Here is a 15,184-nt window from a genome sequence, read left to right as displayed (position 1 = left end):
TGCTGGAAGCGGCCCTCACTGGCATGCCCGTGGACCTGGCCGTGCAACCGGCCGCGTCATCGACAGCACCCCGGTCACTTCGAGTGCGGCAATGATCACCTTGCGTGAAGGCCTTTCTGTGGTGTGCAGTCACGTCGAGATGGGGCCGGAGGGCTGGCTGCGGGATTCGGTGCTGGTAGAGACAGGCAACTGCATCGACCTCTGAGAGGCCACACCGCCGCAGACCTTGGCGGGTGAGGGCCGAGGCAGCATCTGGTCGGTCGGGCTGCGGCACAATGGTTTTCTTGTTCTATCCCAAAGCCCCTGAAGTCCACGCCCGACAAGCGTGGCTTGTTGTATGAGTGGCAAAACCATGCGCAGAAACTCTTCCCATCTCCTTCATCATCTGAGACTTTTTGTCGTCCCTTTGGTGGTTTTGTTATTGGCATGTGGCGGTGGTTCTGACGAAGCGGCTGCTGGCAAGCCGCCTGCCCAGGTGCAAGGTTCGGCGGGGCAGGTGGGGATCAACCTGCCGCAACTGAGCTACTGGGACCAGAGTTTTGCGATGGCTGACGTGGTGCGCCAGTCCAGCATCACCAACTCGGCGGGCGGCCTCGATGCGGATGGGGCTCCGCTGTCGGACTTCAACCTGTTCGTCAGCTCGACCAATATCGGCGCAGGCACCTACAAGCTGTCGTTTGCCGGGCAGGCGGTTCTAGGTATTAATGCGCAACCCGAGCGCGGGCGCATTGAAAACCAGCGCTACGACGCCGCGAGCAACCTCACCACGGCAGACGTCGTGTTGCCCGGAATCAGCGTACGCAACACTTGGCTCACCTTTCGCGACACCAAGCGCAGTGCCCAATCCAGCACCGCAGATGGCGTGACGAAACTTCACCTGTGGCGTCCCGGGTACGCGCCCAGCAACGACATCGTTTTCACCAGGGAGTTCATCCAGGCGATGCAGACCGTGCAGGTCCTGCGTGCGATGGACTCGCTGAACACCAACACCGACAACGTGACCGTCTCGTGGGCGGATCGGACGCGCCCGGATTACATCGGCAGAACAGACCCCCGAGGGCAATCCATAGAGTGGCTCGTCGCACTGGCCAACGCGACCGGGCGAGACATCTGGGTGAACGTTCCCATCTTTGCCAACGAAGACTACATGACCAAACTGGCGCAATTGCTGCGCTACGGCTCGGACGGCAACCTGCCCTACACCACCGCCCAGGCCCACCCGGCCTACCCACCGCTCAATGCCGGACTCAAGGTCTATGTCGAATACGCCAATGAACTGTGGAACTGGGGCTTTCAGGCCACGCACTGGCTCACGCCCATCGTCGATGCGGCCGCGGCCGACCCCAGCCACCCCATCAACTTCGATGGTGCTGCCAAGGGCAGGGAGAGGGCGCGCTACATCGCCTGGCGCTCGGCCCTGATCAGCGAGAAGTTCCGCGCGGTCTGGGGTGCGGAGAACATGGGCAGTCGTGTCCGCCCGATACTGGCCTCGCAAGTGGGCAATGCCAACGCGTTGCTCTCCGAAGGGCTGATCTGGGCCGCCGGGTATTACAAAACCAATGACCTCTCAGGCATCTGGTGGGGCGGGGGCGGCGCGCCGTACTACGGCGGTGGTTCCGTTGACATCAAAAATCCTACGGCGGTACAAGACTACTTTGACGCGCAGCCAGAGCAGAAGGTCGTTGACAAGATCAAGCTCGATACCGTATGGACCCAGGGTTTTGGCCTGCGCAACGTGGCGTACGAGGGCGGGCCGGAGCCTGGCACGGGTGTGAAGGGAGAGGCAGGCAAGGCGATCGCCAACACGCTCAACACCGACCCGCGCATGGCGCAAGCGATGAGCCGGATGCACGATGCATGGAATGCCAACGGTGGTGACTTGTTCGTGTACTACAACTACACCAGCATGGGAGATCCATGGCGCTTTGTGGACGAGACCAAGAACCCCACGGCCTCGGACACCAGCAGCGTGAAGATGCAATTTCTTGCCAGCCTGGCTACGCGCCCTGTTGCCGCGCTCACCCTGGGCGGCGCGGTGCCGGGCACGGTGGCGCTGCGCGATCCGGCGGCGGAGGTCGTGCACCGGGGAGATTCCAGCGGAAGCTGGGCGAACAATGGTGCGTGGTTGTTGAGGGAAAACGGCGCAAATGCGCACAACGAATTCTTGCTCGTGCCGGTGCGCACAACGCGAGCTGGACGCTACGCCGTGTCGGTGGTGACGCTGGCAAAGAAGGAGCGGCCCTCGCTCGAGTTGCTGGTCAACGGTCAATCGATCGACGTGGTCACGCAGCCTCCTGCGGACGCGGGCGCAGCCGTTGCGTCAAGCGCCGCCGAAGTGAATTTGCCCGAGGGCCTGTCGGTAGTGCGCATTCAACTGAAGGAGGGCGCAGAGGCCTGGCCTCGTGACCTGGTCTTCGCAGCACGGTGAGGGCGGCCTTTGGTCGAGCGGTGCGAGGTCTCGTGACACTTGGATGGCCCGTCCACTAGCTGAACACGCGAGGCTTACTTGAGAAGACTGGGACCACGTGGGACGCTGATCGGCGTGCTTTCGGCGTGGTTGCTGCTGTTCTGCCCGCGCCTGCTATCTGGCATCGACCTCAAATCGCTTGCGTGGCTTGCAATCTCGGCTTTCTTGTTCTGGCCGCTCGCGTTTCGGCGCTGGTCGCTGTGCTTGGCCGTTGTCGTGCTGGCGGTGGCCGCGGTGCTGGATATCTTTCATGTCTACTACTTTGGCAAGCTGACGGACGAATACCTGTTTGCCACGGCGCTGCGCACCACGCCAGCGGAGCTCACCGATTTCTTTTCGATGTTGCCGCTGCGGCCGGTGATGCTCAGTGCGCTGTGGCTGGTCTGGTGCGTGCTGGCAGGGCGGTGGCTGGGCCGTGTGGCGCCGGACGGGCTTCGCGGCCACCGTTTGCTGCGATGGACTTGGTTGGCGCCGGTTCTGGTCTGGCTCGCGTTGGCGGTGGCAAATGTTTGGGGCAGCGACGCGCTGCGCTGGCAGATTCACGACAAGACATACAAGATCTATCCGACGCACCTGGCTTGGTCAGCGTGGAAGTACCACTTGATGGGCACGGCAGTGATGGACCCGCCACTGCTGCCCGAGGCAACCGCAGCGCCCGCGCAGGCGGATACCGTCGTGGTCATCCTCGGCGAAAGCGCCTCTGCACAGCGCTGGTCCTTGTTGGGCTACCAGGGCGACGACACCAATGCGCCGTTGCGCCATCTTGACGGGCTTGCTGCGACCACGGTGCTCGCGCGCGGGCTCAATACCGCCGGTGCGCTGCCCTTTGTGCTGACCGGTCAATCGAGTGTGGACAGCGTCCGCCACCGGGCGCCGTCGTTTCTCGATCTGGCGCACCAGGCGGGCTACAAGGTCTTTGTTCTCAGCAATTCACGCAACGCACCGGTCGCGGACTTCTTCGATCAGGTGCTGCGCCGTTCTACCGCCGTTTATCGGAAGCTGGGGGACGGCGGGCCACGTGACAGCATCCTCACGCCTGCCTACGAACAGGCGCTGGCCGACCCGGCCCCGCGCAAGCTGATCGTGCTGCATACCTTTGGCAGCCACGAGATCGTGCAAGACAGATATCCGCCCGAGCTGGCGGAGTTTGCAGATCCCTACGACAACTCCATTTTCTACACCAGCACGCTGCTCAAGCAGTGGATAGGCATGCTCGACGCCTCCGGCGCGCGCCGATCAGTGCTGCTCTACACCAGTGACCACGGGCTGATCATGCCGCCATGCAGCAGCGACTATCGCCATGGCCGCAGCATGGCGAGCCTGGAGGTGCCGTTTCTGGCGTGGGTCAATGCGGGTGCGAGAGCGCTTTTGCCTGCCTTGCTGCCAAAGGGTGAGCACAGCAATGCGCTGATGGCCGAGGGGGTCATCCGCGCCGTCGGCTACGGCGCTCTGATGCAGCAACCAGGCTGGCCCGGCAGTGCCAACCCCACGTTTGAAGGCCACGACTGGCAGGCCCTGCGCAGGCTGGATGCGTGCACGCTGCGCTGAAATGATCGTTGCCTTTGCCTGCCGGCCCAGGCCTTGGTGGGTGCGCCCGAGCTTGCAATGACTGAATTATCAAAAAAGCTAGCTGTCGGCGCATACCCAGAAAGGGCTAGGGCCATAAAACACCATCAAACGAAGTCCCCTCCACGCTCCTGGGCGCGCTACCCTGCTTGGCGCAGCGCAATCCACTGCACGGGCAGCTTGCCGTCCAGCTCGATCTGGTAGCTGCCATCCTTGTATGTGGCGGGCAGTGCTATCCACTGGTTGAACGGGCCGTTGCGCCAAGCCTTCAAGCCTGCCGGGGCCTTTACCGTAATGCTGCCGGCCAGCGGCTCTACCGCGAAGGGCGCGCGGTTACCTTTCTGGGGCAGCGAGCGTGTGCCGATGGAGACCATCACGTTGGCCGATGCGCCCAGCGCCGCGTCGTCCAGGCTTTGCACCGCCACCGAGGCATTGCCGGTCTGCAGGTTCAGCCGCACGGCGGGCAGACGCAGCTCGGCGCCGCCGATCCAGCCCATCGCCGCCTGGGTGCGAGCTGTGTTGATGGTGTAGGTGCCCTTGGCCCAGTCGCGCGTCAGCTCACCGGTGTCGCTGGTCACTGCTTGCGCGCCTTCGGGCAGCAGTGTCTTGGAAGGGTCCTTGATGACGATGGCCCCCGCCGGCGGCGCGCGGCGCGTGAGCCAGGGCAGCTGCGGCGTGGCAGGCATGGCGATCAAGAGGCGCCCCATCTCCGCGGCCGTGCGCAGCGCGGGGGCGTTGCCCGCAGAGGTGGCCTGGCCAAAGAAGGCCTCGGCGCCCGGGTCATACACATAGGTGGTTTTTGCCGGGTGCACGTCGCCACGCCGATACATCAGCGCGGCCGCGCTCAGCATGGGCAGCAAAGAAGGGTCGTTGTACGAGTGCCAATTCCCGGCGCCGCCGTCCTCGCGCGGGCTCTCCTGGGTGTAGGCGTAGTGCATCAACGCACTCCAGCCCTGGTGTGACGCCATCGCCGCCACCAGCAGTGGCAGCGTGTGCCTGTCGTACGCGGGGAAGGGCTCGGCGTTCCATTCGCTCACCGCCAGCGGCATGCCCACCACCTGCGCCGCCGCCATCCAGTGGCCAAGGGTGGCAGACCAGGCAGGGTCTTTTTCCAGTTGCCCCGGGCCGCCGTAGCTGTGCGCGTCGATCATGTCGCCACTGGTGAGCGCAGGCAAGGAGAACAGCGGGTTGTTGCCCCAGGTGTTGGTGGTGGCGATGGCCTGCCTGGCGCCCAGGTTGCGCAGTTGTCCGATCATGTCTTCGTCAAAACGCTGCTCCAGGTCATTCAAGAAGATCTTGCTCGGCCCCGGCTCCCAACTGCGCCAGGTCTTGTTCTGCGGAAGATCGTGCCGGCGCGCAAAGGCATCGGCCGCGTTCATGTAGAGTTTGCTGTGCAGCGGCACCTTTTTGTCGGGCAGCATCGCGTTGCCGAAGTGGTGCGTCACATCGTCCTCGTTGGTGATCAGCAGCGCAACGATGGCCGGGTCGTCCTTGTACGCCAGGTGGGTGTAGGCGTTGCGGTGCGTCACGTAGGCTTCGTTGAAGCGGCGCATGGCTTGCTGCAGCGTGATGTTCACGTAGTTGAAGCCCTTGATGTCCGCGCTGTCCTTGCCTTTGGCGATCTCGTCAAAGCCGTAGATGTCGTCTCCCCGCTTCACGGCGCGGCCCACATGCAGGTCCAGCCAGATGGCAATGCCCTCGTCCTTCAGGCATTTGATCCACCAGTCCAGCCTGTCCAGCGCCTCGGCATCCAGCGTCTGCGTGTCGGCCGTGGTCTTGGGGTTGCCAAAAACATTGGGGTTGACCCAGGGTGAATCGTGGTGATGCAGCCGCACCAGGTTGTAGCCCAGTTGGGCCATGCGCCGGGCCTGCTGCTGCACCACCTCGCGTGGGGTGTTGAACAGTGCGTAGGCAGTGACGTTGGTGCCCCAGTAGCGGGTCTGCGTCTTGCCCTCGCCCGCGCCCGCGTGCAAGGGGGCAAAGGTCTGGAAGTCTTTGAGTGCCGTGCCCAGCAGATCCGCGGGTGCGGTGCGCACATCGATCGCATCCCTGGGCCACTGCGCTGCCGGCGGGCCGCCCAGGCGCTCGGCCAGCGGTGCCTGCCAGCGGGCGTCCCCCGTCCAGCTCAGCGTCACGGTGTAGCGCTGTTCACCCGCATTGATCGAGCCGTCGTAGAAATAGGCGCGTATCTCGGCCGGGTTGTCGCGTTCAAAAAACACCTTGGGAAGCGCCGGGGAGAAGCGCAAGGTCATTTGTGCCGAGCCTTCGCGCCCCCACTGCCAGCCGGTGTTGCCCGGCAGCAGCGTGGGTTGGCCCATCGCCGCGCCAAAGGTTGGCAGGTCGAACTTGAAGACCGCGCCGCCGCCAATCACGCCCGTTTGCGCGCCGCGCGCGGCCATGCGCAGGTCGTAGGTCAGCGTGTGTTCGTCGGGGCGCTGGGTCTGGGCCATCCAGGCCACGCCCAGATCCGCCGCTTCGCCCGCCAGCCGATAGTCGCCCTGGCCATTGCCCGCCAGAGCGGCGCGCGTGCCCACCCATTTCCACTGGGCGCCCCAGAAGTTCCAGCTCGCCGCCACGCCAGTCTGACCGCCTGCGCTGGCAAGCGGCAGGCCATCGCGTTCGCTGAGTTGAACGTGCCACGTGGGCGCGGCCGTGGCCAGAGCGCTCAGCAGCGTCAGCAAAAAAGCCATCCCTAACGGCAGCAGGCGCATATGCTTGATCCTCCGGATGACAGTATGCGGTCTGTGTGCGGTCGTGTGTGATTGATCACCATTCAGCAGCCATCCGTGCTGAACCACGACGGAGGCTATGTGCGACGTCTGTTCTTGTTCCTGCAAAATGCGCATCCTCCGCCAGAGTTGAGAAGCGATGCATGCGCGCTTAGCAAGCGCGCCGCCTGGGGCCATGAGATCCTCGCGTGCGCTTCCTTGTCCAAGCTAGCCCGCGCTGACCATAGATGACTGTCTGCAATGCCCAATTACCTCAAAGCGTACATCGTTGTCATGGCCGTGGGATGTCTTTGTTATCTCTTGTGGACGAAAGCCGGGAGAACGCTGCAGTTGGACGGCGTGCCGTCGACGGGCCCCAGTTCGGTCAGCAAGCGCTATTTCGTGGCATGGGCGCTGGTGACGTCTGCAGCCTTCTTGGCTTCAAACTATTACGTTTTCATTCTGCTGGCCTTGCTCGTCGTTCCCTTCGTCAAGAACCGAGTGCCCGTGCATGCGCAGGGCGGCCTCTTTGTCGTGCTGCTGCTGTCCGTTCCGTCGTTGGGCCGGGTCATGCAGGGCTTCTTCGGGTTGAACAAGATCGTCGAATTGTCTTGGCCCATGGTCTTGGGCCTGAGCTACCTCTTGTCTGGAACGCGGCGCCGTACGCCTGTCGGCCGGGAGCGCGTTTCGCTGGCGGTGATTTTGCTGTTTGTGTTGATAGCGCTGCTGTCGTTTCGCGACACGACCGTGTCGGATGGATTTCGCGAGACGTTTGTCTATTTCAATCTCATTTTGGTGCCTTATCTCATTGCTAGAAAAACTTCGTTCGAATTGAGAGACGCAAGGTATATTTATTTTGGTTTTACTTTCATCGCAATTATTCTGTCTGGGATGGGAGTGTTTACCATGTTAAAGCACTGGAATGTTTATGATGAATTACGCGGTGCGCTTGATTTGCCCGATTTGATGATTACGACTTATAAATACCGTGGGGGTTTTCTGAGAACTTCCGCAACCGTGGGGGCCATCCATTTGGCGGCGATTGGTAGCTGCGCGATGGTGGTGTTTGCGTATCTTATCAAAGATGTCCAAAAATCGGCAGTGCAAAAGTTATTGTTTTTATTGTTGCTTTTATCGGTGGTTTTTACGTTTTCTCGCGCGCCTTGGATTATAGGTGCAGGGATGGTTGTGTGGTATGCGATACTCAGTTATAGGTCACGCGGGATTTACTATGTTTTCATTGGGGTAATATTCGTTTCCGTGTTGTTATTTGCTACCGGCCTTTTCGATTCCGTGGCTGATGGCCTGATGCTGAAAGATTCTGGCAACGTGGATTATCGGCAACGCTTGTTGGAGCTTGGGATGCAGGAAATCATGCAACATCCATTGACGGGAAATCCCCATTTCATGAGTGCACCTCGCTTGCAGGTACTGCGCCAAGGCGAAGGCATCATAGATATTGTCAATACCTATCTTCAGGTAGGTTTGCAGTATGGCTTGGTCGCCATGGTCTTGTTCGCCGGCCTGATATTTGCTTGGCCGCTTGCGGTCTACCGGCGAGCCAAGCGTGGTGGTGATGGTGAGGTTCTTGACGCCGCGCGGGTCTACATGGTGATTATGGTGGGTCTGGGAATGGTGATATTTACCGTCAGTTCTTTTGGCAAAGGGAGTGTGTTTTTCCCGTTGTTGATGTTCCTGGTTGGGATGGGTCATGGCATCCGGAAAAATTGAACTGCTCATATTTGCGCCAAGTGTTCCACTGGAAGAAACGCCGAATGGTGTGTGCACCTATGCAAGGAATCTGATGGCCCTTTTGCAAGGGCTGGGGGCCATCAAGGCCGGCTTGGTTGCCAAGAGTGGTAGTCCGCCCGGTCTGCAACACGATGGGACATATGGCTACTATCTGTCGCAGCGCTCGTTGTTGCGACGTCTGACCCTCAGGATGTTTGGCGTCGATGCCTATGAATCCATGATGGCATGGAAGTTCGGCCGTTTCGTCAAGAATGGGCCGATGCAAAACAGCCGATGCGTCATCGAAATGGAAGAGGCATTCGGGCAGTCTCGCGCGGTTGCCACGCACGCCGGCGCCCCTGTCGTCGTGAGGCTGCATGGCCCTTGGTTTCTTGTGGGGCGCGCGCAGGGCGTTCTTGATGATGCCCGCTACCGAGCACGCGTTCAGAGGGAAGGGGAAGCCATTTTTTCTGCGGCGGCGGTCTCGGCGCCGTCCCGGTTCGTGCTGGATGCGGTCGAGAAATTTTATGAAAAGAAGATTGACAAGAAAACCGTCTTGCCCAATCCCTTACCGGTTTATGCGAGCGATGAGCAGTGGAAATTTGACCCAGAGAACAAGACCGTGGTCTTCGTCGGTCGGTTCGACAAGGTCAAGGGCGCGGATATTTTCATCGAGGCCATGTTCAAGCTCGCATCCAGGCGGGAGGCGGTGCGTGCGATTTTTGTCGGTCCGGACGATGACCGAATGCAGATCGGCGATGGCACACCGCAAAGTCGGAAGGATTTTGTCGCGTGGTGCGAGGAAAGGTATGCGATCGCCTGCCCCATCGAGTTCCTCGGCAGGAAGAACGGACCTGAGGTGACGCGCATCAGAAAAGCGGCGGCGGTATGCGTGGTGTCCTCGCGCACGGAAATATTCTCGTACGCCGTAGCCGAGGCGTTCGCGCAGGGAGTGCCGACGGTGGCAAGCCGCGTTGGCGGCATTCCCGAAATCATCGAGGACGGGCGCACCGGGCTTTTGTTCGAGAGCGAGGATGCCGATGGGCTGGGCGCATGCGTGCAGGCCGTGCTGGACGCCCCGGAGCTTGCCCTGCGGTTGTCGGAGAATGCCAAGAAGGTTGCGCGCAAAAAGTTTTCGGGGCAAGCCTTGGCCGATGCCTATCTGGCGTTTTACCAAGAAGTGGCCGATGTCCGAGCGGGGGGGGCGTAAGCGCCTGCGATGCGCTGCCGATCGCGCTGACGCCGCTGCCCTTTTTTCGTTTTGCTTGCTGTTTGATGATTCAACTGATTTCCACCGTCTGGCATCACCTTGGCCACAAGCGCCGCCTGCAATTGGCGACGGTGGCGCTGCTGATGGTGGCCGGTGCCTTTGGCGAGGTGTTCACGCTCGGCGCCATCGTGCCGTTTCTCGGCCTGCTCGCCAGTCCCGAGTTCGTGGACAAGGCCCCGTGGTTTGCTCATCTGCTCGATGCGGTGGCGGGTCTCATCGGGGGCACGCGCCTGTTGGCCGCGTCCCTGCTGTTCGGCTGCGTCGCGTTCATCGCCGGGGCGCTGCGCTTGCTCCTCACCTGGGCCAGCAATCGGGTGATCTTTGCCATTGGTACCGACTTGGGTGTGCAGGTGTTCGGCCGGGTGCTGCATCAGCCCTATGCCTACCACTTGGGTCGCAGCAGTAGCCAGACGCTTTCAGCGATGGAGAAGGTCGGCCACCTGACCGCGGGGGCGTTGGCGCCGCTCATGCTGATGATGGTGGCCGCAGTGATGGCGAGCTCGATTCTCGCGGCCCTGCTGTGGGTGGATGCGGTGGTGGCGCTGGTGGCGGGCTGCCTGATTGGCGGGATGTACGTCGGTGTCAGTCTGTGGGCCAAGCGGCGCCTGCAGCACAACAGCGAGACGGTGGCGCGCAATGGCATCCTGCGGTTTCAGTACCTGCAAGAAGGCCTGGGCGCGATCCGAGACATCACGCTGGAGCACAACCAGGAGGTGTATGTGCACCAGTTCGCCTACGTGGATCGCGAGTTGCGTGCGGCCCAGGCGACCAATCTCACGCTGGGCGGCGCGCCCAAGTACGTGATCGAGAGCATCGCCATCATCCTGGTGGTGGCGCTGGCCAACTGGCTGGTGCGCGGCCCTGGCGGTGTGGTGGATGCCCTGCCGGTGCTGGGCGCGCTGGCGCTGGGCGGCCAGCGGTTGCTGCCGCACGTGCAAGTCATTTACAACGGGTACGCGAGCTACCGCGGCAGCCTCGCCACCGTGCAAGAGACGCTGGCGCTGCTGGATTTGCCGATGCCCCGGCCAGGCCCCACCGTGCACGCAAGGACTGGCGTATCCGAGGCGGGGGTTTCCGCCATCGAACTGCGAGAGGTTCGATTCGCCTACGGACCAGACCAGAAAACCGTGCTCGATGGGGTGAATCTGCGCATCAATGCCGGAGAGCGCGTGGGTTTCGTCGGCGTGACAGGCGGCGGCAAAAGCACGCTGCTCGACATTTGCATGGGCCTTCTGCGACCCACGAGCGGCGTGGTGGTCGTCAACGGCGAGCCCATCACCGAGGCGAATTTGCCCTGGTGGCACAAGCGCATCGCCCACGTGCCGCAGGCCATTTTCCTGGTGGACAAGTCGATTGCCGAAAACGTGGCACTGGGCGTGCCCCCCGGCGAGATCGATCATGCACACCTGGCGCAAACGCTGGAGGCGGCCCAGCTCTCCGAGTTCATCCGGCAATTGCCCGAGCGCACGCGCACGCGCGTAGGTGAGCGCGGCATCCAGCTCTCGGGCGGGCAGCGCCAGCGCATTGGCATTGCCCGCGCCTTGTACAAGAAGGCCGATGTACTGGTGCTGGATGAGGCCACAAGCGCACTGGATGGCGAAACCGAGACCAAGGTGATGGATGCGATTTATCGGCTCAACCCCAGCCTCATCATCCTGATGATTGCCCACAGGGTTTCCACGCTGGCGCGGTGTCATCGAATCTTCCACTTGGAAGGCGGATTGATTCGAGAGACTGTATCGAAAGATATCAGGCGAAATTAAATCCAAACGTCTGTTGGACAAATGTAAGCAACTATGGAATATATAGTGGGTAATATTTTGTATAGTCACCCGCTGTAGTTGCGTATTTGTGATTTCAATCTGAATCTCAGAAAATTTGACATGTTGGAACGAAGTTCTGAAGATACGGCCTTGTCAGGGTATGGCTCTGTGTCCGCCTCTCCCGGATTTCTAGCGTTATGGGGCGCTATAGCACACTGAGCATTATTTTGCAGAGCCATCGCCAGCATCCGACATTAAGACCTGAAGGCTTAGAGTTCTTTATCCTTAACAGGTCGTTGAAATACTAGGTTGTCTATTGACTTGTCCAAAATATCAGCCGCCAAAAAAGGAATGCAAGCGATTTTTTCAAGCTTGGCAAAAGATGAGGCGCTCTCAAAAGTGTTGTGTTGTTTCCGAGTATTCCAGTTATAATGCAATAGCCTGCTAGGCCGAGATTGATGAAAATAATTTGGCGAGTAGAAATTGATGAACCAAAAAAAAGAAGTTAATTACAATGGTGTCGAAAAGATATTTTGAATATGAAGATTATGGATTATTGACAAATGGGGAAAATTGCAATCGTCATCATCAATCACAAAACTCCAAAACTTGTGACGGAGTGCCTCGTTTCATTGGTGCGTGAGCGGGATGCTGAAAATCGCTTTAAAATCTATGTGGGAGATGCAGATTCTGGCGATGATTCCTTGAGTATCATTAATTGCTTCATAAAAGAGAAAAATTTCGATTTTGTAACCTGTTTTCCTATTGGAGGGAATTATGGATTTGCGTACGGCAATAATTTTGTTTTAATAAATTATGTTTTGTGTGATAAAGAAATAGAATATGTCTATTTTTTAAATCCGGATACATATATTAGAGCCGGTGCGGTTGATGCGCTCGAAGATGCCTTGCGAATTTACCCGAAAATTGGTGTTGTCGGGAGCCGTCTCGAAAATCCAGATGGAACTGTGCGTGCGTCCGGTTTTCGTTTTCCGACTCCGTGGAGAGAATTTTTTTGTGGTGTGCGATTGTCTTTCTTGGGACGTATGTTTCCATTTACAGAGGTGATGGTTTCGGAACTTGAGAATGCACAAAAGGTTGATTGGGTAACTGGTGCGAGTTTTATGATGCCGCGCACGGCGCTTCAGGAAATCGGCTTGATGGATATCCAATATTTCTTGTATTTCGAAGAGGTTGATCTAATGGCTCGGATGAAAAAGGCAGGATATGAAATATGGCATATCCCCGAAAGCCGCGTCGTCCACCTGCAGGGTCAAGCGACAGGAGTACGTGCGCAAGACGCCGTTAAGCGCATTCCGGATTATTGGTATCAATCCAGATTTAAATTTTTTAATGATTACCACGGGCGTGTTGGTGCTATATTTGCCAATGTGCTCTATCTAATCGGCGATGTGTTCTATAGAATTCATCGTGGCCTGCGATTTAAGCCGATCATGGATCCACCATATCTTTGGCATGACATGCTGACACATGGTTTCGCCTTGCCAAAGGCGAAAGGCACCTCACAGTGAAAAACCCCTTTGATACTCTCGAAACTGTTGGCGTCATTGCATCTAACAGCACTGACTATGTCAGACGGCTACTGTCTAATTTAGCTCAGGGGTTGGTATCCGTTCCGCTGACCGGATCGGGTGACGAAGAGCGTTTGGCTTTCACTCATACCAACATCATTCAGCGTACTGACACGGAAGGAGGATGGATTGCCGAAAAATTCACTTCACGAAGTGGCGATGATGCGGCGCAGATTTCATTTACATCTGGCACACAGGGCAAACCCAAGGCCGTACTTTTGAGTCATGGCAACCTGCATGACGCAGTTTGTCGCGTAACCGAAACGATGGAAATTGACAATGAAATACGGGAGTACGTGGGTGTTCCGGTGTATCACAGTTTTGGTTACGGGCGCTGTCGCGTGGTACTCAATGCCAGCGGGGCATGTTATGTGCCATCAGGCGGTTTTGATTTGGCGGAAATACGGCACATGCTGATTGCCGGTGAAATCAACGCGATTTCCGCCGTTCCAAGTTTGTGGCGTGTGTTTTTGGCTGGGCTTGATCGGTTTGGTGGCGAACTTAAGCGTGTGCGTTGGGTCGAAATTGGCAGTCAATATATGTCTGCGACCGAAAAGGCCGCGTTGCGTTCTGCATTGCCTAATGCGCGTATCGTGCAACATTACGGGCTGACCGAAGCTTCGCGCACGACGTTACAACGGATTCATGAGGAACCCGCTGAGACATTGGGTTCGGTCGGCCAAGTGTCAGGCGCTGTACGTGTGCGTATCGGAGACGACGGGCGCATCGAGATCAGTGGGCCGCACGTTGCCCTTGGCGTGGCCGAAGGTGAGTATTGGAGGGCATTGGGTCACGAAGTTTGGTTGCAAACTTCGGATTTGGGGCGAATTGATGATGGTCGCTTATATTATTTGGGCCGAGCCGACGATGTGATCAATTGCGGCGGAATCAAGCTTTCGCCGGACTTGATGGAAGCGGCTGTCCGCACGGAACTGCTAGCGCGCAATTTGGATGTGGGCGAATTTGCCATACTAAGGCGGCCCGATCCGATGCGTGGAGATGGCATTGGCGTGGTTGTGACGTCCCCGGTTAAGCTTGTTCAGGATACGTTGGTGGATGCGGTAGCGATGCAAGCGGGAGCACAAGGTGCAAATGCACGTGGTGCGATCAGTGTCCATGAAGTGCAAAGCTTGCCTCGGACCGCGACTGGGAAAATTCAGCGAGTAGAGCTCGCGCATGTTCTGGAGGCGCGGCTGACTTTGGAGGAAAGCGGTCGCGACGAAACCAACGATACGTTTAGTCAGTTCTTAGAGCGGCTGGTCGGCCATCCGATATCATTAGACATGCTCTTTGCCGATTTGGATGGTGATTCTTTGATTCATTTGCAGGTTGGCATTGCTCTGGAACGCGCTTTAGGAGACATCCCTGCCGGATGGGAGTCTTGGCCGTTGCGTCGGCTTGTTAGCGTGATTGAAGGTGCTGGCTATTATCATTTCCGTATGGCGGCGGGGGAAAACGCTCCGCCTCTGCCCGATGGCTCGCGCAACATGAATCCGGATAATATTTCTTTCTGGAATTTGGTGCGCGAGGATTACCGGACAAATGAAAAGAAAATTATGAGCCAAGGCTTTCTGATGCTTTTTGTTCATCGGTTCGGTAATTGGCGTATGGGTGTGAGAAAAAAAATTTTCCGGGCACCACTGACGATCATTTATAGGATACTGAATAAAACAGCGCAAATTGTCTGTGGAATTAAGCTTGATTACACGGTCCAGCTTGGGCGTCGTGTTAAACTTGAGCACTTTGGTGGAATGATTTTAGGTGCTCGAAAAATTGGCAATGATGTTATTATTCGTCAAAATACAACATTTGGCATTCGTAGTATTGATGATTTGAATGCTAAGCCAATCATAGGCGATTTTGTAGATATTGGTGCTGGAGCGGTAATTGTTGGAAATATAGAGATAGGTGAAAATACCATCATTGGGGCGAATTCAGTGGTATTTGTTGATATCCCGCCTAATTCGATAGTCATGGGTAATCCTGGGCGCATAATTGGTGTTAATCGGCGCAAAAATCTGGCGGCGTATAGTGAGTCGAGCAAGGTTGACAAAAATGCAGGTAGTTCAAGAGGTTTGGAGTGAACA

8 protein-coding genes are annotated in these 15,184 nt (G+C 58.1%); 7 read left to right on the top strand and 1 reads right to left on the bottom strand.

The annotated features are described in order from the left end of the window. Positions 1-337 precede the first annotated feature (337 nt). Both FOZ74_RS05310 and FOZ74_RS05305 read left to right on the top strand, forming a co-directional pair. Complete coding sequence (locus tag FOZ74_RS05310; RefSeq protein ID WP_146912090.1) at positions 338-2,428, top strand: hypothetical protein; 2,091 nt, start codon at positions 338-340, stop codon at positions 2,426-2,428. A gap of 78 nt (positions 2,429-2,506) precedes the next feature. Further along, positions 2,507-4,015, top strand: coding sequence for a sulfatase-like hydrolase/transferase (locus FOZ74_RS05305; RefSeq protein ID WP_146912089.1), 1,509 nt, complete (start codon positions 2,507-2,509; stop codon positions 4,013-4,015). A gap of 158 nt (positions 4,016-4,173) precedes the next feature. On the opposite strand, the gene FOZ74_RS05300 is transcribed toward FOZ74_RS05305, so the two are convergent. Continuing rightward, complete coding sequence (locus FOZ74_RS05300; RefSeq protein ID WP_222434185.1) at positions 4,174-6,723, bottom strand: hypothetical protein; 2,550 nt, start codon at positions 6,721-6,723, stop codon at positions 4,174-4,176. A gap of 279 nt (positions 6,724-7,002) precedes the next feature. On the opposite strand from FOZ74_RS05300, the gene FOZ74_RS05295 reads away from it, so the two are divergent. The 5 genes from FOZ74_RS05295 (at position 7,003) to FOZ74_RS05275 (ending at position 15,181) form a co-directional block, all read left to right on the top strand. Then, positions 7,003-8,472 carry an O-antigen ligase family protein gene (locus FOZ74_RS05295; RefSeq protein WP_146912087.1) on the top strand — a complete coding sequence of 490 codons (1,470 nt, stop codon included), beginning with the start codon at positions 7,003-7,005 and terminating at the stop codon, positions 8,470-8,472. Further along, positions 8,453-9,682: a glycosyltransferase family 4 protein gene (locus tag FOZ74_RS05290; protein ID WP_146912086.1), complete on the top strand. Its 1,230-nt coding sequence runs from the start codon at positions 8,453-8,455 to the stop codon at positions 9,680-9,682. Before FOZ74_RS05295 ends, FOZ74_RS05290 begins: the two co-directional genes overlap by 20 nt. Positions 9,683-9,747: 65 nt before the next feature. Further along, complete coding sequence (locus tag FOZ74_RS05285; protein WP_186764660.1) at positions 9,748-11,505, top strand: ABC transporter ATP-binding protein; 1,758 nt, start codon at positions 9,748-9,750, stop codon at positions 11,503-11,505. A gap of 563 nt (positions 11,506-12,068) precedes the next feature. Continuing rightward, a complete protein-coding gene (locus FOZ74_RS05280; protein ID WP_146912084.1) occupies positions 12,069-13,037 on the top strand; it encodes a glycosyltransferase in 969 nt (322 codons plus the stop codon). After that, on the top strand, positions 13,034-15,181 hold the full coding sequence (locus FOZ74_RS05275; RefSeq protein ID WP_146912083.1) for an AMP-binding protein: 2,148 nt from the start codon (positions 13,034-13,036) through the stop codon (positions 15,179-15,181). The genes FOZ74_RS05280 and FOZ74_RS05275 overlap by 4 nt, the downstream gene beginning before the upstream one ends. The last annotated feature ends 3 nt before the right edge of the window (positions 15,182-15,184 follow it).

It is taken from the genome of Comamonas flocculans (genome assembly GCF_007954405.1).
Taxonomy (GTDB): Bacteria; Pseudomonadota; Gammaproteobacteria; order Burkholderiales; family Burkholderiaceae_C; genus Comamonas_C; species Comamonas_C flocculans.
Note: the sequence above shows the minus strand (reverse complement) of the source record. Positions and strands in the feature narration are given on the sequence as shown.